The organism is Pseudarthrobacter phenanthrenivorans Sphe3 (assembly GCF_000189535.1).
In the GTDB taxonomy this organism is placed as follows: Bacteria; Actinomycetota; Actinomycetes; order Actinomycetales; family Micrococcaceae; genus Arthrobacter; species Arthrobacter phenanthrenivorans.
The window spans coordinates 2,626,111-2,648,263 of record NC_015145.1; the positions used below are offsets into that span (position 1 = coordinate 2,626,111).

Genomic DNA, 22,153 nt, shown 5'->3' on the forward strand with positions numbered 1-22,153 from the left:
GCTCTAAGGACTAGAGAACGAAGGCGAAGACCAGGCCGAGGATGGCGAGGGCTTCGGTAAGCGCAAGGCCGAGGAACGCGATCGGCTGCAGGACGCGCTGTGCTTCAGGCTGGCGTGCAACGCCGTTGATGTAGGCAGCGAATACGAGGCCAACACCGATACCACCGCCGATTGCGGACAGACCGTAACCTACGAGGTTGAGATTGCCTTCCATTTTTCTTCCTTTCAAGATGCCACCTGTGTGGCAGGTTGTTTGGGTTGCTCTATCCCCGCGAGGGGAAGTCTGTTGGTGCCGGCGGCAGGTTGCCGCGGCGGGGTGCCTAGTGGCTGTCGGCGTGAAGCGCGCCTTCGATGTAGATCGCGGTCAGCAGGGTAAAGACGTAGGCCTGCAGGACCATGATCAGGGCTTCAAGCATGTACATGGCGATCGCTCCGGCAAGGACCAGGAGGGAGGTTCCCTTGAGCAGGATGTTCTCCTGCATCACCAGGAACTCGATGCCGTAGCCGGCGATCATCACGATGAGGTGTCCTGCGAGCATGGTGGCAAACAGACGGAGGCTGTGCGTCACGGGCCGGACCAGGAAGTTGGAGATAATCTCGATCGGGATCACGATCGGCAGGATGAACCAGGGAACACCGGAGGGTACGGTGGCCAGCTTGAAGTAACGGAGACCGTTCTTCTTGACGCCGATGGCGATCCAGGTGAAGTAGACAATGCCTGCCAGCACGTAGGCTCCGCCCACATGGGAGAAGGTGGGGAGCTGGAAGAACGGGATGGCGCCGTAGATGTTGTTCACCAGGATGAAGAAGAAGAGGCTGAACAACAGCGGGACGTACTTGATGAAGTCCTTGCCGCCGATGATGTCCTTGGCGATTCCATTGCGGACGAAGCCGTAGGCGGCCTCGCCGGCGAACTGGAGCTTGCCGGGTACCAGCTGCTGCTTGCGTGCGGCGAGCACGAAGAAGACGGCGATAAAGACGACAGAGAGGAGGACCAGCAGCATCTGCTTGGAGAATCCTTCTGCGGCACCCCACGGCAGGATTGCCGGCAAATGCATTTCGTTAATACCAGGAGGAGTAAACTCTCCTGAATCTTGGGCCGGGAGCGCAAGCGCGATCAACGCGTTTCCTCTCTGCAGTGTCCATCATTGGGCGTTGGGCGGGGACCGGCAGCCTGAAGGCCTGCTGTTCCCCCTGTGAAATTATTCGGCATTAGTGTCGCCGTCCTGGGACGGCCCGCTGGCAGCATGGCGCTCCCCAGCATTTTTTCGAGAACTGGTAAGGCCATGCATGTGGGAAAGGTAAAAACCTCCGACGGCTCCAAGCAGAGCGCCTGCGAGCACGATCCAGCGCGTTCCCCACACGTAATCCAGTCCCCACCCTATCAAACTCCAGACGATGATTCCGCCAATGATGTAGCTGAATACGGCCATGCCGGCGTTGTATCCGCCGCTGGTTCCGTCGCTTGATACACCGGGTGCGGAACTGTTCGATCCGCTGTTGCCGTTGGCGCCCGGACCGGGCTTCTTCGGATCACGCATCGGGGTTTTCCTTGTTGTCTGGATCGTTGTAGATCTGGAGGCGGGCTTTGCTGAAACCATGGATTTCTGCAGCCTGCCACAGCACGACGGCGGTCACTGCCCCGGCCACGAACCAGCGGCTGTGCAGCCACTGGGGAGCTCCGATGGCGAACAGCACCACGGCGAAGCCCACCACCTTGATGAAGTAGGTTGCCACGAACACGCCGATGGCTCCGGAGGGATTGCTGCGGCCCACGAAGTGGCCCACCAGGAGGCTGATTCCGAAGAACAGCATGACCAGCAGCCCGCCGAGGGTGCTGGACAGGGCTCCTGACGAGCCATTGAGGGCCGCTGCGGCAATGGCGCACACTGCCAGTCCGGCAGCGGCAGCGATCGAGCTTCTTTTGAGGAGGTCCAGCCAGAGCCTGGGCGTGGGGCCGGATGCGCCAACGGGTCCGTTGCCGGACGCAGGTCCGGATTCGGCGTTGGAGGTCATTCGATCCCAATCGTCGGCGCCGCCCGGCAGGAAGCCGGCAGGCAGGGTGTGGAGGGGCAGCTTTGGCTGCCCCTAAATTCTACATGAGATAGAAATATTTCCGCACAGAGGTTACGACGCGGTTTCCCCGGCGGTCTCGTCCCCCCGGCGGGCGAGGTAGGGCCAGGCAGTGATGAGACCCATGACCAGGGTGGCAAAGAGGTCCACCGCGAGCACGATCTGCCAGGGGAAGATCGCGAAGGCCAGTCCCCCAAAGGACAGGATCGCGGTCCAGAGGTACATGAGGATGACGGCGGTGCGGTGCGAATAGCCGATGTCCAGCAGCTTGTGGTGCAGGTGTCCCCGGTCCGCGGACCAGGGCGAGCGCCCGCGGGCAGTGCGGCGCACCACGGCAAGGCCAAGGTCCAGCAGTGGAAGGAAGAGGACCGCGAAGGGAAGCAGGATGGGGATGACGGTGGAGATACCGTTGGCCCTGTCGTACAGCCCCGAGGTGATTTGTCCCGTGGAGACAACACCGGCGGAAGCCATGAGCAGCCCGATCAGCATGGCGCCCGAATCACCCATGAAGATCTTCGACGGGAACCAGTTGTGCGGCAGGAAACCCAGGCAGCTGCCCACCAGGACGGCGGTAATGAGGGTCGCCAGGTCGGAGTAATCCAGCAGCACGGCGTTGCGGTGCACCCAGTAGGCGGTGAAGAAGAAGGCTGTGCCGCCGATGACGGCAACGCCGGCAGCAAGCCCGTCCAGGCCATCGATGAAGTTGAACGCGTTCATCGTGGTGACAATGAGCCCGGCAGTCAACAGCACGCGGACGGTCTCATTTTCGAGGTAGATGGGATCGGGCACCCAGGGCACGATGGTCATCTGGACCCCCCAGATGGCCACGGTGAGCCCTGCGGCGCTTTGCCCGATCAGCTTTACCCACCAGCGGATGTCGAGGAGATCGTCGGCGATGCCCACCAGGACAATGACCGCCGCACCGGCGAGGACGCCCCATGGCGAGAAATTGTTGCGGTAGATGTCCTTCACGAAGAAGGACTGGCTGGCAACGATGAGCGCCACCAGCACGCCGAGGAAGATGGCCACGCCACCCAGCCGCGAGACGGGAATGGAATGCATGTCGCGGCTGCGGATGGGCAGGTGCAGTTCGAGCCTGTGGCCGATCACCCGCGCACCCCAGGTGGCTGCGTAGGACACGACCGCAGCCGTAAGCCCCATCAGCAGGTACATGATCATGGTGCGGGGACCGTTTCAGCGGTGATACGGACGCACGTCAGCCGCGCCGGCGGGTGGTCCTTGCTTGATGGGCTCACTGGCCGGGAATCTGTTCTTCGATAAATGAAACTTCTCCGTCGCCGAGCGCGCAGCAGGCAGCACATGGTGCCTTACAGGGCTGTATTACAGTGGACTCTAGTCAAAGATACTAGCGCCAACAGCTTCATGGCTTCGCGCCACACGGCGCATTGCGAGCGGGGAAATCCCTGTCAGCCATGCTGAAAGGACCCCCATGACCCCCCGCATAGCAGTTGCCGCTGTGACATTCGACCGGCCGAAGGAACTTACAGTCCTGCTTGATTCCATCAATGCCCAGAGCGCCGCCGTGGACACGATCTGCCTGGTTGACAGCGGCACCGTCCCGGCGCTCGATGTCGCAGCAAAGCATCCGAATGTTGATTATGTCCGCTCCGAGGCGAACCTCGGCGGGGCCGGCGGCTTCGCGCTGGCAGCGCTGAAGGCAGTGGCCAGCGGGGCGCGGTGGATCTGGATGATGGACGACGACGCCGAGCCGGCAGATCCGGAGTGCCTCGCCACGCTGCTGCGGGAGGCTGAGGCACGCGACCTTGAAGCGGTGGTTCCCCTTGTGACGGCGCCTGGCCAGCCGGACAGGCTGTCCTTTTTCTTCCGGCTGGACGGCAAGGTCACGCACAGCCGGGCCGAGGTGGAGAAGCTTGGCTTCCTGCCGAACGACGGGCACTTCTTCAACGGCGCCCTGATCCGTTCGGACGTCTTCTTCAAGGTGGGCCTGCCGGATATGCGCCTCTTCATCAGGGGCGACGAGGTGGACTTCACCATCCGGCTCCGCAAAGCGGGCATCAGGTTCGGCACGGTGACCACCACCGCCGTTACCCATCCGCACGCCTTCTCGGAGACCCAGCACGTGTTCGGCGCAGGCTGGCATGTCATCGTCCCGGAATCTGCGTTCAAGCGGTATTACTACTACCGCAACCGGGGCTACCTGATCCGCCGGTACTTCCGCGTGAAATCGCTTGTTGCGGACGTGGGCGGATACCTGGGCTACTTCGTGCAGCGCCGGGACCTGGCCGGCTTCCTGGGCTGGGCCCGCTCCTTCACGGCAGGCCTTCGCGGCAAGGGGTTCGGTCCACTGGAGGAGCAGAAGTTCTAGGCTGCCGTCCCTACCGGCGGCGCTTGAGCCGGCGGGCGGCCAGGAGCCACAGCAGGACCCAGGGTTCGCCCAGCACCCGGTAGGCGACGCGGCGCGGATGCAGCACCAGGCGCCAGGCCCACTCAAGCCCCAGCCTGCCAAGCCACCGTGGTGCGAGCTTTTGGATGCCGGCAAGCTGTTCAATGGCCCCGCCCACCGCACAGTAGACGGCAGGGGGCATGTCACCCAGCCGGCGCTGCATAACCTTCTCCTGCAGCGGCATGCCCAGCCCGATCAGGACCAGCTGCGGCTGCTGCCGGTGCAGCCATTCCACGGCGTCATCTTCCAGCCCGGAATTCCAGCCCTCACCGGGGAAGCCGGTGACCCTGGCACCGGGAACAATGTCCTGGAGCCTGCGCACAGCTCCCGCATTGGCTTCCGCGCCGGCACCGAGCACGGCAATCCGCTCCAGGCCCTGCACCTGGTCCAGCGCAGGAAGCCAGTCCGTCGAACCGAGCCGGTAGTCCATCACAGGACCCTCGGCCTGCCCGGTCCTCCCCCACAGCCAGAGCACCGGGGCACCGTCCAGCAGGACTATGTCGCTGCGCTGGTACAGGTCCCGGAAACCGTCGTCGGACAGCGTGAGCGTGACGCTGTGCAGGTTGTGGCCCAGGACCGTCCGCGTGGATCCCTCCTGGACGAAGCGGTTGAGTTCTTCCACGAGTTCAGGGACCCGCAGCGGGGTGGCATCAACCTCCAGGACAGGAATCCGGTGGCGGTCCAGCGCCATCAAGGCCTGGCGTCCGGGGCCGGTGCCTCGGCGGCAGGTGTTTCGGCTGCTTCCGGGGCTTCGGGCTTCACCACGGATGAACCCGAGTGTGCCTCTGCAGCCGGCGCTGCTTCTGCCGGTGTCTCCGCAACCGGCGCCGCCTCAACAGGTGTTCCCTGCTGCGGCTCCTCCTCCGCTATGGGAATTTCACCCAGGCCCAGGACATCGGGCACGTGCTCGCGGAGCTGGTCAAGGCTCACGGCACCGTTGCGGACCACGCGCAGGCGGGGACCCGTGGCGTCAACAATGGTGGAGGGCACGGCAAGCTCGCCTTCGCGCGGCCGGAAGCCGCCCTCGAGGTACACCTCAACAGAGTCGGCGAGCTGCTCGCGGGCAGCGGCAGCGGTCTGGCCTGGGGCCTGGCCGGTGCGGTTGGCTGAGGAAACGGCCAGCGGTCCGGTGAGGGTCAGCAGTTCCTGGGCGATCTCATCATCCGGCATCCGCAGCGCCACAGTCCCCTTGGTCTCACCGAGATCCCAGTCCAGGGACGGCTGGGCGTGAAGGATGAGGGTCAGGCCGCCGGGCCAGAAAGCCTCGGCAAGCTTACGGGCGTCCGCCGAGACGTCCGTGGCCAGTCCGTCAAGGGCGTTGATCCGCGGGATCAAGACCGGCGGGGGCATGGTGCGGCTGCGCCCTTTCGAGACCAGGAGCATGGTGACTGCCTGCGGGGAGAACGCGTCGGCAGCAATCCCATAGACGGTGTCCGTGGGAAAAACCACGCACTTTTTCTCGCTGATGGCCCGCTGGGCGTGCTCGAGTCCCTTGGCGCGCTCGTCGTCGCTGGTGCAGTTGTAGGTTGTGGTCACTCGCCTATTCTTCCATTCCCGTTGTCCGGTTCTGCGAGCAGGGCGCTGGTGGCGCGCTCCTTGCCGTTGAGATCCAGGTGCGTAGTGATGCTGGACCAGTTACCTGAGCGGGCCAGCATGGCCGAGATCCACGCTGCCTGGACCTCAGCGTGTTCCATGACGAAGTAGCCGCCCGGACGCAGCAGCCGTGCTGCGGAGGCAGCAGCCGCCGTCGGAAGTTCCATCCCGTCCGCTCCCCCTCCGTACAGTGCCTCGGGCGGATCATGCAGGGCCACTTCCGGCTCGTGGGGGATGGCTTCCGCAGGGATGTACGGCGGGTTGGACACGACGACGTCGAACGTTCCGTTAAGCTCCGGCAGCGCGTTCCGCAGGTCACCCTGTACAAGATGTACGCCCAACGGGGCCAGGTTCTTCGCTGCCCAGGCATGGGCGAAGGGGCTGAACTCCACCGCGTGCACCTCTGCGCCCGGCACTTCGTGCGCGAGGGAACCGGCGATGGCACCGGATCCGGTGCCAAGGTCCACGATCCGAGGGTGCGGCAGTCCCTGGACGTGGTCGATGACCAGCTGGACCACGGACTCCGTCTCAGGGCGGGGAATGAAAACCCCGGGCCCCACGGCCAGCTGAAGATAGCGGAAATGGGCCACGCCGGTGATGTGCTGCAGCGGCACCCGGGAGGCGCGTTCCGCCACCAGGCCGGCATACCCGTCCGGCGCTGGAGTGTCACCCAGCATCATGGCACGCAGGCGGCCCAGCCCCACCTGCAGGAGGTGGTCGGCCAGCAGCTCGGCGTCCACGCGGGGGCTGGGGACGCCGGCATCCCGGAGAATGGCAGTTGCCTCGCTGACGGCGTCGGCCAGCGACTGCCCTGGCTCATGTGTCATGGGGAGAAGCTGGGCTAGTCCCCGATGGCGTCCAGGCGGGCCTGTTCGTCCATCTCGATTGCGGACTGGATGACGGGTTCCAGATCTCCGTTCATCACCTGGTCCAGGTTGTATGCCTTGTACCCGGTCCGGTGGTCGGCAATGCGGTTTTCCGGGTAGTTGTACGTGCGGATGCGCTCGGACCGGTCCATGGTGCGGATCTGCGACTTCCGCTGTGCGGAGTTCTCGGCGTCGATCTGCTCCTGCTGGTGCGCCAGGATGCGTGCGCGGAGGACGCGCATGCCCGCTTCGCGGTTCTGCAGCTGGGACTTCTCGTTCTGCATGGCCACCACGATGCCGGTGGGAAGGTGGGTGATGCGGACAGCAGAGTCCGTGGTGTTCACCGACTGGCCGCCGGGGCCGGACGAACGGTAGACGTCGATTTTGAGGTCGTTCTGGTTGATCTCGAGCTCTTCCGGCTCATCGACCTCGGGCAGGACGAGGACGCCGGCCGCTGAGGTGTGGATGCGGCCCTGGGACTCCGTGACCGGCACACGCTGGACTCGGTGCACGCCGCCTTCGAACTTCAGCCGCGCGTAGACGCCTTCGGCGGGGTCGTTTGAGTTGCCCTTCACGGCAACCTGGACGTCCTTGTAACCGCCAAGATCGGATTCCGTGGCGGAAATGATTTCTGTCTTCCAGCCGCGCGATTCCGCGTAGCGGGTGTACATGCGCAGGAGGTCGCCGGCGAAGAGTGCAGCCTCGTCGCCGCCTTCACCACCCTTGACCTCGAGAATTACGTTGCGGGCGTCATCCGGATCGCGCGGAATCAGCAGGCGGCGCAGTTTGGCGGCAGCCTCCTCCAGCGAAGCCTCAAGCTCAGGCACCTCAGCCGCAAATTCGGGATCCTCGGAAGCCATCTCCTTGGCAGCAGCAAGGTCATCCCGGATGCCTTCCCACTTGTGGTAGGCCTCAACGATGCCATTAAGCTGAGCCGAACGCCGACCCAGCTTCCGGGCAAGCCGCTGGTCAGCATAAACAGCAGGATCCCCCAGCTGCGCCTGGATAGCATCATGCTCATCAAGCAGGCCCTGTACGGACTCAAACATCTATAAACCTCTTTCGACTTGTACAAGTCTAGTAACAATCATGTGGTGGCCGCGGCTGGTGGGCTTAACGACGACGCCGCACGGATTTTTCCGCCCCGGGAGTGGCATCGGGCCTGCCGGAGCTGGGCGGCTGACGATCGAAGATCGGAAGCCGCCCAGCGTAGGGGCGGGGGCGGAAAAATCCGTACGGCGTCAGCACCGGGGCAGCAAACTCAGCCGCTCACCGATGCGCTACTTGTCGTTATCCGACTTCGCACCAAGCGTCGTCTTCTGGACCTGCATCAGGAACTCGACGTTGCTCTGGGTTTCCCGGATCTTGTTGGTGAGCAGTTCAAGGCTCTGCTGGGTCTCGAGCCCGGACAGGACACGGCGCAGCTTCCACATGATCTTGACTTCCTCGGGCGAGAGCAGGTTTTCCTCGCGGCGGGTGCCGGATGCGTTGACGTCCACGGCCGGGAAGATGCGCTTGTCAGCCAGCTGGCGGGACAGGCGGAGCTCCATGTTGCCGGTGCCCTTGAACTCTTCGAAGATGACCTCGTCCATCTTGGATCCGGTCTCCACGAGGGCGGTGGCCAGGATGGTGAGTGAGCCGCCGTTTTCGATGTTGCGGGCGGCGCCGAAGAAGCGCTTGGGCGGGTAGAGGGCTGCGGAGTCCACACCACCGGACAGGATGCGGCCGGAGGCCGGTGCTGCCAGGTTGTAAGCGCGGCCCAGGCGGGTCATGGAATCCAGGAGGACCACCACGTCCATGCCCATTTCCACGAGGCGCTTGGCGCGTTCGATGGAGAGTTCGGCCACGGTGGTGTGGTCGTCGGCGGGACGGTCGAAGGTGGAGGCAATGACCTCGCCCTTGACGGTGCGCTGCATGTCCGTGACTTCTTCGGGGCGTTCGTCAACCAGCACCATCATGAGGTGGACCTCAGGGTTGTTGGTGGTGATTGCGTTGGCGATGGACTGCAGGATGAGCGTCTTACCGGCCTTGGGCGGGGAGACGATCAAGCCGCGCTGGCCCTTGCCGATGGGAGCCACGAGGTCGATGACGCGGGGGCCGATCTTCTTGGGATCGGTCTCGAGGCGCAAGCGCTCCGAGGGGTAGAGCGGGACCAGCTTGGCGAATTCAACGCGGTCCTTGAGCTCTTCCGGGGTCTTGCCGTTCACGGAGGTGACGCGGACCAGGGCGTTGAACTTCTGGCGGTTCGACTGCTGGCTGCGGTCTTCCCCGTCACGGGGGGCGCGGATGGCGCCAACCACGGCGTCGCCCTTGCGGAGGTTGTACTTCTTGACCTGGGCCAGGGAAACGTAGACATCGTTCGGGCCGGGCAGGTAGCCGGACGTGCGGATGAAGGCGTAGTTCTCCAGCACGTCCAGGATGCCGGCAACCGGCAGGAGGACGTCGTCTTCGGTGATCTCGACGTCGTCAACGTCGGGTCCCTGGGCACGGCCCCGGCGGCGGTCGTTGCGGTCCCGGAAACGATCGTTGCGTGAGCCGTTGTCACGGTCCTGCCCGCCCGACCGGTCGTTGCGGTCACGGCGGTTGCGCCGGTTCCGGCGGCTGCCGCCGTCGCTGTCGTCGTTGTCGCGGTTGTCGTCGCGACGGCTTCCTTCGCGCTGGCCTGCCTCGCGGCTGCCGGCGTTGTCACGGCCGCTGTCGGCATTGTCACGTGCACCGCCATCGCGGCCTGCGTTGTCGCGGCCGCGGGTGCGGCCGCCGTCGCGGCGGTCGGTGCGCTGGCCTGCCTCAGCACCTTCAGCGGCAGCTTCCTGGCGCTCTTCGGAGCTGCGCTGCTCAGGGGAACGCTGCTCCGTGCCGCGCTGCTGTTCTGTGCCGCGCTGTTCAGTGCCGCGCTGTTCGACGGCGGGCTGCTCTGCAGGAGCCTCGGCTTCGGCGGCCTGGGGTGCTGCTTCGCCACGGCGCCGGTTGCGGGTGCGCGGCTGGCGGCGTTCGGTGGCGCCTTCGGTGCCTTCTGCAGCAGCAGGGGCTTCCACCGGGGTGGCGGCGCCGGTTTCGGCAGCCGGCTCGGCGGCTGGTGCCACTACGCCGTCACTTACCGCACGGCGGCTGCGGCCACGGCCACGTGCCCGCGTTCCTTCGGCAGGTGCCTCGGCGGTGTCCGTTGCAGGAGCGGCCTGGGCGGCCGACGGTGCGGAATCAGCCGGAGCGGCGGCGATCTCCGTGGCCTTGGCGGCCGCCTTGGCCGGTGCCTTGGCGATGGGAGTACCGGCGCGGTGGGCGGAGATGGCCGAAACCAGGTCCCCCTTGCGCATCCGGGAACCGCCGGAAATACCGAGCTGGCTGGCAAGCGCCTGCAGCTGGGCGAGCTTCAGGCCGGCCAGGCCGCTGCTCTTGGCGGGTGCTGCCGTTTCGGCAGCAGAAGATGATAGTTCCACAGCTGGCGACAGCTCAGTGGTTTCGGTCACGAAGGATCCTTCCCCCTCGACGGCGTCCAGGCGAGGAGCTGGACGCGATGATTTGATCTGGGCTGCAGTTCAGATCTGCAGCCGGATTGTTCGGCCTTGCCGGTTGGATATCGGCCAGCAGGGCCGGATACTGATTCACCTTCCGCTCCGCCCGTGGCGGAACGCTGGGCTGACGCTTCAGGGGCAGTTTGATGCTGCAGATTCCTGCGACAGACCAAGCAGGCGGCACCGGAATACATTGCGCAGTAGGAGATCAAATCGCGACTAAAGTGAAGCAGCAGATCAGATAGGCGGAATTACCGCCGGTGCAACTCCACCTTAGCACCTTCAACGTCCACTGCCAGCTTCAGCACCCGCCACGATATTTCCGGCGTGTTGGCGGCAATGAACCGTTCGATGAAAGCGACGACGGCGGCAGCCTCGGACTCCCCGTTGGCCAGGACCAGGACGGTTGGCCCCGCCCCGGACACCACGGCCGCGTGGCCAGCGTTGCGCAGCGCAGAAATCAGTGCGGCGCTGGGGCGCATTGCCTCCGCCCGGTAGCTCTGGTGAAGGTAGTCTTCGGTGCCGGCCAGCAGGAATTCGGGTTTCTGCGTCAGGGCATGGATCAGCAATGCTGCACGCCCCGCGTTCATGGCCGCGGCGTGGTGACCTACCGACGCCGGCAGCAGCGCCCGGGCAGCTTCGGTGGAAAGCTCAAAGTCCGGAACCGCCACCACGGGGACGACCGACCCGGCGACGGTTGCGCTGGTGCTGCTGTACTGCTCGCTGTCCTGCCACGACAGCGCCAGACCGCCGAAAATAGCGGGTGCAACGTTGTCCGGATGCCCCTCCAGCTCGCTGGTGAGCTGCAGGACCCAGTCCTGCCCCCGGCGGCTTTCGGCCGGGACCAGCGCGTTGGCCGCGGACACCGCCGCAACAACTGCGGAGGCGGACGAACCGAGGCCACGGCCGTGCGGGTTGACGTTTTCCGCAGTGACCTTGAGGCCGCCGTGGCGGTAGCCCAACCGTTCGAACGCCGCCTCCATTGCCCTGATGACCAGGTGGCTCGCATCCTGCGGGAGGGTCTCTGCCCCTTCTCCGCGCAGGTCAAACAGGAGTTCGTCCGTTTCCAGGGTCTCCACTGTCAGGGTGTCATGCAGCGCAAGGGCCAGCCCCAGGCTGTCATAGCCAGGGCCGAGGTTGGCCGAGGTTGCCGGCACCCGGACGGTGACGCGCTGGCCGGCCTCGATCAGTTGCAGTCCGACGGCGGCCTGCGAGGTGGTGTCCAAGGTTATTTTTCTTCCAGTCCCAGTTCGGCAGCAACAGTGACCACATCATTGGGAACCTTGACCGGCTGGACATCGCTGCCGTCCTCGGTGCGCAAGGCCCACTGCGGGTCCTTGAGTCCGTGTCCCGTGACCGTGATGACGATCGTCTTACCGGCCGGGACCTCGCCTGCAGCGTGCTTCTTCAGCAAACCGGCCACGCCGGCTGCCGATCCGGGCTCAACAAACACACCTTCACGCGAAGACAGCCAGCGGTGGGCGTTGAGGATTTCCTCGTCCGTCACGGCATCGATGAGCCCGCCGGACTCGTCGCGGGCACCGATCGCGCCGTCCCATGACGCGGGGTTGCCGATGCGGATCGCCGTGGCGATGGTGTCCGGTTCCGTGATGGGGTGGCCGGCCACGAACGGGGCGGCGCCAGATGCCTGGAAGCCCCACATGGCAGGAGTCCTGGTGGCTACCGGGGCCAGGGTGCCGGCGGTTTCGGACTCGAAGGGAGCGGAGTACTCCTTGTAGCCCTTCCAGTAGGCGGTGATGTTGCCGGCGTTGCCCACCGGCAGGACGTGGATGTCCGGGGCGTCACCCAGTGCGTCCACGATTTCGAAGGCACCGGTCTTTTGGCCCTGGATACGGGCGGGGTTGACGGAGTTGACCAGGAAAACGGGGTAGGACTCCCCCAGCTTCCGTGCGATGTCCAGGCAGTTGTCGAAGTTGCCGTCCACCTGCAGCAGTGTGGCGCCGTGGGCGATGGCCTGGCTGAGCTTGCCCATGGAGATTTTGCCCTCGGGCACCAGCACTGCGCACTTGAGGCCGGCCGCGGTGGCATACGCGGCTGCGGAAGCAGAGGTGTTGCCGGTGGAGGCGCACACGACGGCCTGGGCGCCGGAAGCGACGGCAGCTGTCATGGCCATGGTCATGCCGCGGTCCTTGAAGGATCCGGTGGGGTTCATGCCCTCCACCTTCAGGTAGACCTCGGAACCGGTGAGCTCGGAAAGCTTCCGGGCGTGCACCAGCGGAGTGCCGCCCTCCCCGAGGGTGATGACCTTGGTGGATTCCGTCACGGGCAGACGGTCAGCGTATTCGCGGATGACGCCGCGCCATTGGTGAGCCACTTAAACTCCTTCTACCCGCAGAACGGATGTAACTGAATTGATGACGTCCAGGCCCTTCACGGCCTCGACGGTGGCCGCAAGGGCAGCCTCTGATGCGCGGTGGGTGACGATCCGCAGTTCTGCGGATTCCACGTTGGACTCCGCGTCCCGGTGGATGGTCTGCCGCATGATTTCGATGGACACGCCGTGCTCCGCGAAGAGCTGGGCGATCCTGGCCAGCACGCCGGGCTGGTCAGCGACGTCCAGGCCGATGTAGTAGCTGGTCACGGCTGCGTCGATTGGCAGCGCCGGAACGTGCCCTGTGGTGGTCTCCGTACGGCCGGGTCCACCGAGGACCAGGCTGCGCGCTGCCGAGACGAGGTCGCCCAGTACAGCCGATGCGGTGGGGGCGCCGCCTGCTCCCTGTCCGTAGAACATCAGCTCGCCGGCATTCTCGGCTTCAATGAACACCGCGTTGAACGCGCCGTGGACGGCGGCCAGCGGGTGTTCGCGGGGAAGCAGCGTGGGGTGCACGCGCACGGAGACGCCCTTGGCGCCGTCGGCATCGTCCAGCTTCTCGGCGATCGCCAGCAACTTGATGACAAAGCCGGCGTCCTTCGCGGCAGCAATGTCCGCCGCCGTGACCGAACTGATCCCTTCGCAGTGGACGTTCTCCAGGGCGAACCGGGTGTGGAACGACAGCGAGGCGAGGATGGCGGCCTTTGCGGCGGCGTCGTGGCCTTCGACGTCCGCGGTGGGGTCCGCCTCCGCGTAACCCAGCCGCTGCGCCTCAGCCAGGGCGTCGGCAAACTGCGCGCCGGTGGTGTCCATCTGGTCAAGGATGAAGTTGGTGGTGCCGTTGACGATGCCGAGAACGCGGGTGATGCGGTCGCCGGCGAGGCTGTCGCGAATTGGCCGCAGGATGGGGATGGCCCCGGCGACGGCAGCTTCATAGGAGAGCTGCACGCCCGCCTTGTCAGCCTCTTCGTGAAGGGTGGGGCCGTCCTGGGCAAGGAGCGCCTTGTTGCCCGTGACCACGCACGCACCGTTGCGGAGGGCCGAAAGGATCAGCGTGCGGGCGGGCTCGATGCCGCCCATGAGCTCGATGACCAGGTCAGCGTCCTTCACCAGGGTGTCGGCGTCGGTGGTGAAGAGTTCCTGCGGCAGCTCCACGTCTCGCTTGGCGTGGACATTCCGCACCGCGATGCCGCTCAACTGCAGCTTTGCGCCTGCGCGGGCGGCAAGGGTGTCGGCGTCCTCAATGAGAATCCGCGCAACCTGGGCCCCAACGTTGCCACAGCCCAGCAGGGCTACTTTCAGGGTTCGCATTTCCGTCATTCAGGCTCCCATGTCGCGGTTCAGCAGATCTTCTTCGGTTTCCCCGCGGACAATCAGCCGGGCAGATCCGTCGCGCACCGCGACAACGCCCGGCCGGGCCAGATAGTTGTAGTTGCTTGACAGGGCCCAGCAGTAGGCGCCGGTCCCCGGTACAGCAAGCAGATCACCGGCTGCCACGTCCTCGGGCAGATATACATCTCTAACAACTATGTCGCCGCTCTCGCAATGTTTGCCCACCACGCGGGACAGCTGCGGGGCGGCGGAGGAGGTGCGGGACGCCAGAATTGCCGAGTAATCCGCGTCGTACAGCACCGGGCGCGCGTTATCGCTCATGCCGCCGTCCACCGAAACATAGCGGCGCGGATACGTAACGTTGTTGCCGCCGTCACTGGCACCTGGCTCGGCGGGGGCGTCCACGCGCACGGTCTTCAGCGTCCCCACTTCATAGAGGGTGAACGTGGTGCTGCCCACGATGGCGCGGCCCGGTTCGATGGAGATGCGGGGAGAGTCGATGCCGAGCTCAGCGCAGGTGGAGCGCACGACGGCGGCCATCGCCTCCGCGATTTCAGCTGCGGGCCGCGGTGTATCCACCGGGGTGTAGGCAATCCCGTAGCCGCCGCCCAGATCCAGCTCCGGCAGGACGATGGAGTATTTTTCCTGCATGGCGGCAAGGAAGCGGAGCAGCTTCTCCGCGGCCATGGCGAAGCCCTCCGGCTCGAAGATCTGGGAGCCGATGTGGCAGTGCAGTCCCAGCAGTTCGATGCCGGGGTGCGCGGAAGCGGCAGCCACTGCTTCTTCGGCAGCGGACAACCCGGCCTGTTCGGTGGTGTCCGCTGCCATGGAGAGGCCGAACTTTTGGTCCTCGTGCGCCGTGGCGATGAATTCGTGGGTGTGGGCGTGCACGCCGGGGGTCAGCCGGAGCATGACCTTGGCCTGCTCTCCCCGGCGTTCGGCGATGTCGCCAACCCGGACCAGCTCGCCCAGGCTGTCCACCACAATCCGGCCCAGCTTCATGTCCAGGGCACGGTGGATCTCGCCGTCGGATTTGTTGTTGCCGTGCAGGGCCACGTCGGCGCCCGGGATGCCGGCCTTTGCCGCAACGGCAAGCTCGCCGCCGGAAGCCGTGTCCAGCCGCAGCCCTTCTTCTTCGACCCAGCGGACCACCGCTGTGCACAGGAATGATTTACCGGCGTAGTAGACGTCCACTCCCCCGCAGACATCAGCGAACGCATTGTTGAAAGCGTCGCTGAAGGCGCGTGCGCGGGCCCGGAAGTCGTTCTCGCTCATGACGAACAGCGGAGTCCCATACTTGCGCTGGAGGTCACTCACGGGCACGCCGTCCAGGGTGAGCTCACCGGCGTCGTTCCGGCCGGCATCCTTGGCCCACATTTTCGGTTCCAGGGCATTCAGGTCGGCCGGGACCGCCAGCCATTCAGGGGCCAGCGGGGATGCATTGTTGGTGTCCTGTGCAGGCATGGGAATCACATCCGTTCCGGTGCGGAAACGCCAAGCAGGTCAAGGCCGTTGGCCAGCACCTGGCTGGTGGCGTCGTTGAGCCACAGGCGCGTGCGGTTGACATCGGTCACCGCTTCGTCGCCCATGGGGGCAATACGGCAGGCGTCGTACCAGCGGTGGTAGGCACCGGCGATGACCTCTAGGTGCCGGGCCACCCGGTGCGGCTCCCGCAGTTCGGCGGCCTTGGCCACGATGGACGGGTAGCTGCCAAGGTAGGAGAGGAGCTCGTTCTCCGTGGCGTGGTCAAGGAGCGAGGCATCAAAGCTGTCCTTGCCGTCCACCTGGCGGTCCACGCCGGCGGCCACGGCGTTCCGCGCCGCGCCCCGCGAGCGGGCATGTGCGTACTGCACGTAGAACACCGGGTTCTCGTTGCTGTGCTTCTTGAGGAGCTCGGGGTCAAGGGTCAGCGGCGAATCTGCGGGGAAGCGGGCCAGGGAGTAGCGCACCGCATCCTTCCCGAGCCAGTCGATCAGGTCCTTGAGCTCGATGATGTTTCCGGCGCGCTTTGACAGCTTGGCCCCGTTCACGGAGACCAGTTGTCCAATGAGCACCTCGATGTGCACCTCGGGATCGTCGCCGGCGGCGGCTGCAATTGCCTTGAGCCGGTTGATGTAGCCGTGGTGGTCGGCGCCCAAAAGGTAGATTTTCTCGGTGAAGCCGCGGTCCTTCTTGGACAGGTAGTACGCCGCGTCTGCAGCGAAGTAGGTGGGTTCACCATTGGCACGGATCAGCACCCGGTCCTTGTCGTCGCCAAAGTCCGTGGTCCGCAACCAGACTGCGCCGCCGTCGTCGAACACGTGTCCCTGCTCGCGCAGGCGGGCGACGGCACTTTCGATGGCACCGGCGTCGTGCAGTTCCTGCTCGGAGAAGAACACGTCAAACTCGACGCCGAAGTCAGCAAGCGTGGATTTGATGTCCTTCATCTGCGCCTGGTATGCGGCGGCACGGATGACCGGGACGGCGGCGACTTCAGTCAGTTCGCGGATGTCCGGGTGCTCGGCAAGCACCTCGTGGCCGAGGTCGGCGATGTACTGTCCGGGGTAGCCGCCGTCGGGGACGGGGAGTCCGTGGAGCCTGTTGTAGACGGAGTGGGCGAAGACGTTCATCTGCGTGCCGGCGTCGTTGATGTAGTACTCAGCGGTGACATCGGCACCGGACGCACGCAGCACGCGGGCGATGGAGTCCCCCAGGGCAGCCCAGCGGGTGTGGCCGATGTGGAGCGGGCCCGTGGGGTTGGCAGACACGAACTCCATGTTGACGGTATGGCCGGCGAGCGCCGAGTTGGTGCCGTATTCCTTGCCGGCCTCGACAATAGCCTTTGCCAGCGCACCGGCGGCAGCGGCGTCCACCGTGATGTTCAGGAAGCCCGGTCCGGCGATGTCAACGGCGGCAACGCCCTCGATGGCCTTCAGCCGGGTGCTGAGGACGGTGGCGAATTCCCGCGGATTGGTCCCTGCCTGCTTAGCCAGCTGCAGGGCGATGTTGGTAGCCCAGTCTCCGTGGTCCCGGTTCTTGGGCCGCTCCACGCGCACCTCATCAGGGACAGCTGATGCAGGGAGCGCAATATCGCCGGCGGCGACGGCGTCCTTCAGGCAGGCGGAGATGGCGAGGGAGAGTTCTTCGGGAGTCACCCCTCTAGCCTACCGGGGGCCAGTGACAGCAAAGGAATTGGCGGGTTTCCTGTGCCCGAGGGCACAGGAAATGGCCATGTGCTGCACAGGTTGAACCAATACGCTGGCTTTGGCGTTGATATCAACGTACCCATTGGCCGCTTCCCCCTGGGATCCCCGACGAAATGAGAGCCCCATGAGACCCTCAGTCCGCAAGAGTTTCTACGCTGGAATCGCAGGCCTGTCCCTGGCAGGAGCCGTAGCAGGTTGCGCACCGTCACCCGGCACCGGGACGCAGGCATCCCCCACGTCCGATGGCAGCGCCAACGGAACCAGCACGTCCGCAGGCTCCACGTCCGGCGGCGGCACCGGCTCATACAAAGACGGAACCTACAGCGCCGATGGGACCTACGTTTCGCCCAACGGCACCGAGAGGGTCGGCGTGCAGCTGACGCTCGCTTCGGGAACAGTGACGGATGTGCAGATCACCCAGCACCCGTCCAACCCGAATACGCGCAAGTTCCAGGGGGAATTCGCGGGCGGGATCGCAGCGCAGGTGGTGGGCAGGAACATTGATGAGCTGAAAGTGTCCAAGGTTGCCGGCTCATCCCTCACCAGCGGCGGCTTCAACCAGGCGCTGGAGCAGATCAAATCGGAGGCCCGGTAAGCGGTGCCGGAGACAGGCTGGAAGGACTTCCGCTTCGAAGGGATCGGTACCAGCTGGGAGATATCCACGCCCCGGCCCCTCGATCCGCCGCTGCGGAGGCGCCTTCTTGGCCTCGTGGAGCGGTTCGACGCCGACTGGTCCCGTTTCCGGGCCGATTCCCGCGTGGCTGCCCTGGCCAGGGACGCGGGCCAGTATGGATTTCCCACCGAGGCCGGTCCGCTGGGCCGGCTCTACCGAAGCCTGTTCGAAATCAGCGGCGGGGCGATGACCCCGCTGATCGGCACCAGCCTTGAGCGGCTGGGCTACGACGCCGGCTACTCCCTCCAGCCCTCCGGTTCCCCCGAGCCGGCGCCGGCCTGGGACGACGTACTGGAGTGGACAGGGACAACCCTCACCACCACAGCTCCGGTTGTGCTGGACATCGGGGCCGCCGGCAAGGGACTGCTGGTGGATCTGCTGGCCGCCGAGCTGGAAGCAGCCGCAGTTGACGCCTTTATCGTCGATGCGGGCGGGGACCTGCTGGCCCGGGGCCGTGCTCCCGTCCCCGTGGCCCTGGAACATCCCTACAACCCGGCGCAGGCGATTGGCGTGGTGCAGCTTGCGGACCACGCGCTGTGCGCCTCGGCCGCGAACCGCCGCGCCTGGGGCGACGGGCTGCACCATGTCCTGGATGGAACCACCGGCCGGCCCGTCCAGACTGCTGTTGCCACGTGGGCCATGGCCGAAACGGGCATGCTCGCGGACGCGCTGGCCACGGCGCTGTTCTTTGTCCCCGGCACCGCGCTCGAGCATGCTTTCGACTTCTCGTGGCTGGTGGTTTTCTCCGATGGGAGTGCTGCCTATTCCGCCGGGTTTGAAGGGACACTGTTCACATGAGTCCTGTTGATACCCCAAGAACGGGCCCTGCCCCGTCCTTGGTTGCGCGGTTGGATACTGTCCTTGGCCGGTTCACCATGTACCGCCTGGTGCTTTTGGTCCTGGCGGTGCTGGCCGTCTACAGCCTGGTGCTCGAAGCTCTGGGCTGGCTGACGTTCGGCCTGCCGGAGATGCTGGCGCACCTGGTGCTCTGCCTTGGACTGACGTACGGCTCCAACAGGGCCCTGGCCGCCTTGTTCAGGGTCCGGCCGCACTCGGAATCCTCGCTGGTCACCGGACTGCTGCTCTATTTCCTGTTCTGGCCGTCCTTCGTTCCCATGGATGCAGCAGGCATCGCGCTGGCTTGCCTGCTCGCATCGGCGTCGAAATATGCACTTGCATGGCGGGGACGGCACGTGTTCAACCCCGCGGCGGCAGGTGCTTTCGTGACGGGCCTTACCGGCCTCAATATCGCCACCTGGTGGGCCGCCACACCGGCCATGCTGTGGCTGCTGGTCCCGGGGGTGGCCCTGGTCCTGTACCGCACCCGGAAGTTCCTCATGGCCTCAGTCTTCATGGTGGTGGCGGGCACCATCATCACGGCGGAACTGCTCCAGGCCGGGGTGTCCGCCGGGATGGCGCTGTGGCAGTCGCTTGCCCAGCGGCCGTTGCTGTTTTTCGTGGGATTCATGCTCACGGAACCGCTGACGCTGCCCCCGAGGCGCTGGCAGCAACTGGCGTTGGCTGCACTCGTGGGCGTGGTGTTCGCGGTCCCGTATAACCTCGGCTTCCTGGCCAACTCACCGGAGGCGGCACTGCTGCTGGGCAACCTCTTGGCTTTCCTGGCAGGTCAACGCGGGCGTGTGGCGCTCCGGTTTGCGGGGACCAGGCAGCTGACGCCAACCACCACCGAGTTCTCCTTCGAGCCGGCCCGTCCCGTCCGCTTCGTGCCGGGACAGTACATGGAGCTGGACCTGCCGCACCTGAAGGCGGACCGGAAAGGCCGGCGCCGGGTGTTCAGCCTGACAGGGTCACCGGACGAACGCCTGGTGAAGTTCGGGGTCCGGACCGCGGAGCCGTTGTCGGCGGCCAAGAAAGTCCTCCTTGGCCTCCGGCCCGGCGACGAAGTGACCGCCACCTGCGTGAGCGGGGACTTTGTCCTCCCCCGCGATCCGCAGCAACCGGTGCTGCTGATTGCGGCGGGAATCGGAATCACCCCCTACCTCTCGCACCTCTCCTCGGGCGGATTGCGTGGACGGGACGCCGTCCTCCTCCTCCTCGCCAGGAGCGCGGACGAAATCCCCTATGCGGAGGAGCTTGGGGCGGCAGGCGCCAGAGTGCTGGTACATGTCGCGGATGGTTCCGCCCCGCCGTCCACCATGGAGCCCGTCTCCTGGAACGGAACCCGGCTGGACGGCGGGACGCTGCGGGAGCTGGTTCCGGACGTCGCCAGGCGTGAAGTCTTCATCTCGGGATCTCCTGCCAGCGTGGCTTCCCTGCGCCGCGCCGCCAGGCAGGCGGGGGCGAAGCGGGTGCACGTGGACTCCTTCTCCGGCTACTGAATCAAGGCGATTTTCCCTTGCGGGCCACCTTACTGCTAAGCTCTAGGACGTCCCGCCGGCAACGGCAGGAACCCCGGATTGCCCTCGTAGCTCAGGGGATAGAGCGTCTGCCTCCGGAGCAGAAGGTCGTAGGTTCGAATCCTATCGAGGGCACCAGCTGAGAAGCACCACGGTCTGTTGACCGGGGTGCTTTTCTTTATTCCGGCCGGTTTCCGGGCAACAACCCTGCCAACGCCCCGCCACCTGCACAGCGTAAGCTGCGAATCCCGCAAGCCGGACGTCCGCCCTGCTTTGACCAAGAGTGCCTGCGGAGGATTGTCAGTGCCTCCTCGTAGTCTGGGTTCACCAAGTTGAGGGGGTACGCCATGCATGGTCCGTTCTGTTCGATTGTTCCGCCCTACCTGCTGAGGCGGCTGGCCAAACAGGCTTCGCCGGAGTTTTCTTCGGCGGCCAGGGCAGCCAAGGAAGCACTGGGGCACGTGGAGTCATTCCATTCGGCGCGGACCAAACCCGCGCCGGATGTGCCGGCGGGAGTCCGGCAGGCAAAGCCCGGCCCGGCGAACCGAAGCATCTATGACGCGGAGGGCTCCGAAATACTTCCGGGCAAGCTGGTGCGGAAGGAGGGCGGGACTGTCACGGGCGATCCCGCCGCCGACGAGGCCTACGACGGACTTGGCCACACGCACCGCCTGTACGCTGACGTCTTCGGCCGGAACTCCATTGACGGTGCAGGCCTGCCACTCAACGCCACCGTCCACTTCGGAAAGCTCTACGACAACGCCTTCTGGGATGGAAGCCAGATGGTCTTCGGCGATGGTGACGGCGAAGTATTCCAGCGTTTCACCAAATCCCTCAGCGTCATCGGCCACGAACTGGCGCACGGCGTCACCCAGTACTCAGCCGCACTGGCCTACCGGAACCAGGCGGGCGCCCTGAACGAATCGATGTCGGATGTCTTCGGCGCGCTGGTGGAGCAGTACGTGAAAAACCAGACCACGGCTGAAGCGAGCTGGCTGATCGGTGAGGGGCTGTTTACCGCCCACGTGGAGGGCAGGGCGCTGCGTTCCATGAAGGCCCCCGGAACGGCGTACGACGACGACGTGCTGGGTAAGGATCCCCAGCCGGACTCAATGGATACGTACGTCAAAACCAGTGCCGACAACGGCGGCGTGCATATCAATTCCGGCATCCCCAACCGCGCCTTCTACCTGGTGGCCGAATCCCTGGGCGGAAATGCCTGGGACTCACCCGGGCGCATCTGGTACGAGGCGCTGACCGGAGGATCGCTGCCACCCGCGGCCACGTTCAGGGTCTTTGCCCGGGCCACAGCCGCCGCCGCGGTGGAACTCTTCGGCTCGGGGTCGCGTGAGCATGACGCCGTGCGGCAGGCGTGGGAAACTGTGAAGGTCAAGGTTTAACGGACGCCTGGCTGCCGCATTTCCGGTTCCCAGGCGGCAGCCAACCCCAAGGGGCCACGCCATGAAGATCAGTGTTGAGCGGACCGGAGGAATCGCGGCGTTGACCAAGGTGTGGACCGTGGAAGCCCAATCGGAAAGCGCCCTTAATCGCTGGCAGCCCATTGTTGAAGCATGTCCCTGGGATTCCGTACCGAGGACACCCAGGGCCGCGGCGCAGGAGTTCGCCGGGGCCCAGCCGGACCGGTTCATCTATTCCATCCGGGCAGGACAGCACCGGGCCGCGCTTCCTGAGCGGGCGCTCACAGGTCCGTGGCGGGTCCTGGTGGACAGCACCCGGGCGGCGGCCGAGGAGGCCCGCGGCGCGCAAAGCGATGGAACAGCGCCTGGCTGATACGGCCGGCCGTG

Annotated in this window: 21 protein-coding genes and 1 tRNA gene; 7 read left to right on the top strand and 15 right to left on the bottom strand. The window is 65.5% G+C overall.

All coding sequences use genetic code 11. The features are described 5' to 3' along the window. Window positions 1-10: 10 nt before the first annotated feature. The 5 genes from atpE to ASPHE3_RS12235 form a co-directional block, all read right to left on the bottom strand. The gene (gene atpE / locus ASPHE3_RS12215; protein WP_009356484.1) at window positions 11-214 is read right to left on the bottom strand and encodes an ATP synthase F0 subunit C; all 204 of its coding nucleotides are present in this window, start codon (window positions 212-214) and stop codon (window positions 11-13) included. Between the two features lie 106 nt (window positions 215-320). Next, entirely contained in the window at window positions 321-1,121 is an 801-nt protein-coding gene (gene atpB / locus ASPHE3_RS12220) for a F0F1 ATP synthase subunit A (protein ID WP_013601515.1), read from the bottom strand. An 81-nt stretch (window positions 1,122-1,202) separates the two neighbouring features. Next, the gene (locus tag ASPHE3_RS12225; protein ID WP_013601516.1) at window positions 1,203-1,541 is read right to left on the bottom strand and encodes an AtpZ/AtpI family protein; all 339 of its coding nucleotides are present in this window, start codon (window positions 1,539-1,541) and stop codon (window positions 1,203-1,205) included. Further along, window positions 1,534-2,016: a hypothetical protein gene (locus ASPHE3_RS12230; RefSeq protein WP_013601517.1), complete on the bottom strand. Its 483-nt coding sequence runs from the start codon at window positions 2,014-2,016 to the stop codon at window positions 1,534-1,536. Before ASPHE3_RS12230 ends, ASPHE3_RS12225 begins: the two co-directional genes overlap by 8 nt. A 111-nt stretch (window positions 2,017-2,127) precedes the next feature. Then, window positions 2,128-3,252 (bottom strand): MraY family glycosyltransferase, encoded by a 1,125-nt coding sequence (locus ASPHE3_RS12235; RefSeq protein ID WP_013601518.1) that lies wholly within the window; start codon window positions 3,250-3,252, stop codon window positions 2,128-2,130. A 271-nt stretch (window positions 3,253-3,523) separates the two neighbouring features. Between ASPHE3_RS12235 and ASPHE3_RS12240 the strand changes: the two genes are divergently transcribed. Then, a complete protein-coding gene (locus ASPHE3_RS12240; protein ID WP_013601519.1) occupies window positions 3,524-4,420 on the top strand; it encodes a glycosyltransferase in 897 nt (298 codons plus the stop codon). Window positions 4,421-4,430: 10 nt separating this feature from the next. Here the strand turns inward: ASPHE3_RS12240 and ASPHE3_RS12245 are convergent, their stop codons facing one another. The 10 genes from ASPHE3_RS12245 to argS all read right to left on the bottom strand — a co-directional run bounded on the left by ASPHE3_RS12245 (window position 4,431) and on the right by argS (window position 17,267). Next, window positions 4,431-5,189 carry a WecB/TagA/CpsF family glycosyltransferase gene (locus ASPHE3_RS12245; RefSeq protein ID WP_013601520.1) on the bottom strand — a complete coding sequence of 253 codons (759 nt, stop codon included), beginning with the start codon at window positions 5,187-5,189 and terminating at the stop codon, window positions 4,431-4,433. Continuing rightward, entirely contained in the window at window positions 5,189-6,034 is an 846-nt protein-coding gene (locus ASPHE3_RS12250) for an L-threonylcarbamoyladenylate synthase (protein WP_013601521.1), read from the bottom strand. Before ASPHE3_RS12250 ends, ASPHE3_RS12245 begins: the two co-directional genes overlap by 1 nt. Further along, complete coding sequence (gene prmC / locus ASPHE3_RS12255) at window positions 6,031-6,918, bottom strand: peptide chain release factor N(5)-glutamine methyltransferase (protein WP_013601522.1); 888 nt, start codon at window positions 6,916-6,918, stop codon at window positions 6,031-6,033. The genes ASPHE3_RS12250 and prmC overlap by 4 nt, the downstream gene beginning before the upstream one ends. 14 nt (window positions 6,919-6,932) lie before the next feature. Continuing rightward, window positions 6,933-8,006: a peptide chain release factor 1 gene (gene prfA / locus ASPHE3_RS12260; RefSeq protein WP_013601523.1), complete on the bottom strand. Its 1,074-nt coding sequence runs from the start codon at window positions 8,004-8,006 to the stop codon at window positions 6,933-6,935. Between the two features lie 231 nt (window positions 8,007-8,237). Then, the gene (gene rho, locus ASPHE3_RS12265) at window positions 8,238-10,424 is read right to left on the bottom strand and encodes a transcription termination factor Rho (RefSeq protein ID WP_013601524.1); all 2,187 of its coding nucleotides are present in this window, start codon (window positions 10,422-10,424) and stop codon (window positions 8,238-8,240) included. Window positions 10,425-10,720: 296 nt separating this feature from the next. Beyond that, window positions 10,721-11,695 (bottom strand): homoserine kinase, encoded by a 975-nt coding sequence (gene thrB / locus ASPHE3_RS12270; protein ID WP_013601525.1) that lies wholly within the window; start codon window positions 11,693-11,695, stop codon window positions 10,721-10,723. Between the two features lie 2 nt (window positions 11,696-11,697). Further along, complete coding sequence (gene thrC / locus ASPHE3_RS12275; RefSeq protein ID WP_013601526.1) at window positions 11,698-12,804, bottom strand: threonine synthase; 1,107 nt, start codon at window positions 12,802-12,804, stop codon at window positions 11,698-11,700. Then, window positions 12,805-14,121 (bottom strand): homoserine dehydrogenase, encoded by a 1,317-nt coding sequence (locus ASPHE3_RS12280; protein ID WP_041652147.1) that lies wholly within the window; start codon window positions 14,119-14,121, stop codon window positions 12,805-12,807. It abuts the gene before it with no gap. After that, window positions 14,122-15,597, bottom strand: coding sequence for a diaminopimelate decarboxylase (lysA, locus tag ASPHE3_RS12285; protein WP_013601528.1), 1,476 nt, complete (start codon window positions 15,595-15,597; stop codon window positions 14,122-14,124). A 5-nt stretch (window positions 15,598-15,602) separates the two neighbouring features. After that, complete coding sequence (gene argS, locus ASPHE3_RS12290; protein ID WP_013601529.1) at window positions 15,603-17,267, bottom strand: arginine--tRNA ligase; 1,665 nt, start codon at window positions 17,265-17,267, stop codon at window positions 15,603-15,605. 175 nt (window positions 17,268-17,442) lie between these two features. Here argS and ASPHE3_RS12295 point away from each other — a divergent pair, with 175 nt between their 5' ends. From ASPHE3_RS12295 to ASPHE3_RS12320, 6 genes are all read left to right on the top strand, one after another. Then, entirely contained in the window at window positions 17,443-17,913 is a 471-nt protein-coding gene (locus ASPHE3_RS12295; protein ID WP_013601530.1) for an FMN-binding protein, read from the top strand. A gap of 3 nt (window positions 17,914-17,916) precedes the next feature. Then, window positions 17,917-18,789, top strand: a complete 873-nt coding sequence (locus ASPHE3_RS12300) for an FAD:protein FMN transferase (RefSeq protein WP_013601531.1) — start codon at window positions 17,917-17,919, stop codon at window positions 18,787-18,789. Further along, entirely contained in the window at window positions 18,786-20,330 is a 1,545-nt protein-coding gene (locus ASPHE3_RS12305) for a ferredoxin--NADP reductase (RefSeq protein ID WP_174266597.1), read from the top strand. The genes ASPHE3_RS12300 and ASPHE3_RS12305 overlap by 4 nt, the downstream gene beginning before the upstream one ends. Before the next feature lie 80 nt (window positions 20,331-20,410). After that, window positions 20,411-20,486 (top strand) — tRNA-Arg (locus tag ASPHE3_RS12310). 209 nt (window positions 20,487-20,695) lie between these two features. Beyond that, window positions 20,696-21,748 (top strand): M4 family metallopeptidase, encoded by a 1,053-nt coding sequence (locus ASPHE3_RS12315; RefSeq protein WP_013601533.1) that lies wholly within the window; start codon window positions 20,696-20,698, stop codon window positions 21,746-21,748. A gap of 61 nt (window positions 21,749-21,809) precedes the next feature. Beyond that, entirely contained in the window at window positions 21,810-22,139 is a 330-nt protein-coding gene (locus ASPHE3_RS12320) for a protealysin inhibitor emfourin (RefSeq protein ID WP_013601534.1), read from the top strand. Window positions 22,140-22,153 lie beyond the last annotated feature (14 nt).

Bases quoted from the DNA above. Each gene is read 5' to 3' on its own strand.
- ASPHE3_RS12230 (WP_013601517.1), bottom strand. From the start codon at position 2,016: ATGACCTCCAACGCCGAATCCGGACCTGCGTCCGGCAACGGACCCGTT.
- ASPHE3_RS12225 (WP_013601516.1), bottom strand. From the start codon at position 1,541: ATGCGTGATCCGAAGAAGCCCGGTCCGGGCGCCAACGGCAACAGCGGA.
- ASPHE3_RS12245 (WP_013601520.1), bottom strand. From the start codon at position 5,189: ATGGCGCTGGACCGCCACCGGATTCCTGTCCTGGAGGTTGATGCCACC.
- lysA (WP_013601528.1), bottom strand. From the start codon at position 15,597: ATGCCTGCACAGGACACCAACAATGCATCCCCGCTGGCCCCTGAATGG.
- ASPHE3_RS12315 (WP_013601533.1), top strand. From the start codon at position 20,696: ATGCATGGTCCGTTCTGTTCGATTGTTCCGCCCTACCTGCTGAGGCGG.
- atpE (WP_009356484.1), bottom strand. From the start codon at position 214: ATGGAAGGCAATCTCAACCTCGTAGGTTACGGTCTGTCCGCAATCGGC.
- ASPHE3_RS12280 (WP_041652147.1), bottom strand. From the start codon at position 14,121: ATGACGGAAATGCGAACCCTGAAAGTAGCCCTGCTGGGCTGTGGCAAC.
- ASPHE3_RS12305 (WP_174266597.1), top strand. From the start codon at position 18,786: ATGAGTCCTGTTGATACCCCAAGAACGGGCCCTGCCCCGTCCTTGGTT.
- ASPHE3_RS12295 (WP_013601530.1), top strand. From the start codon at position 17,443: ATGAGACCCTCAGTCCGCAAGAGTTTCTACGCTGGAATCGCAGGCCTG.
- ASPHE3_RS12235 (WP_013601518.1), bottom strand. From the start codon at position 3,252: ATGATCATGTACCTGCTGATGGGGCTTACGGCTGCGGTCGTGTCCTAC.
- prfA (WP_013601523.1), bottom strand. From the start codon at position 8,006: ATGTTTGAGTCCGTACAGGGCCTGCTTGATGAGCATGATGCTATCCAG.
- prmC (WP_013601522.1), bottom strand. From the start codon at position 6,918: ATGACACATGAGCCAGGGCAGTCGCTGGCCGACGCCGTCAGCGAGGCA.
- ASPHE3_RS12240 (WP_013601519.1), top strand. From the start codon at position 3,524: ATGACCCCCCGCATAGCAGTTGCCGCTGTGACATTCGACCGGCCGAAG.
- ASPHE3_RS12320 (WP_013601534.1), top strand. From the start codon at position 21,810: ATGAAGATCAGTGTTGAGCGGACCGGAGGAATCGCGGCGTTGACCAAG.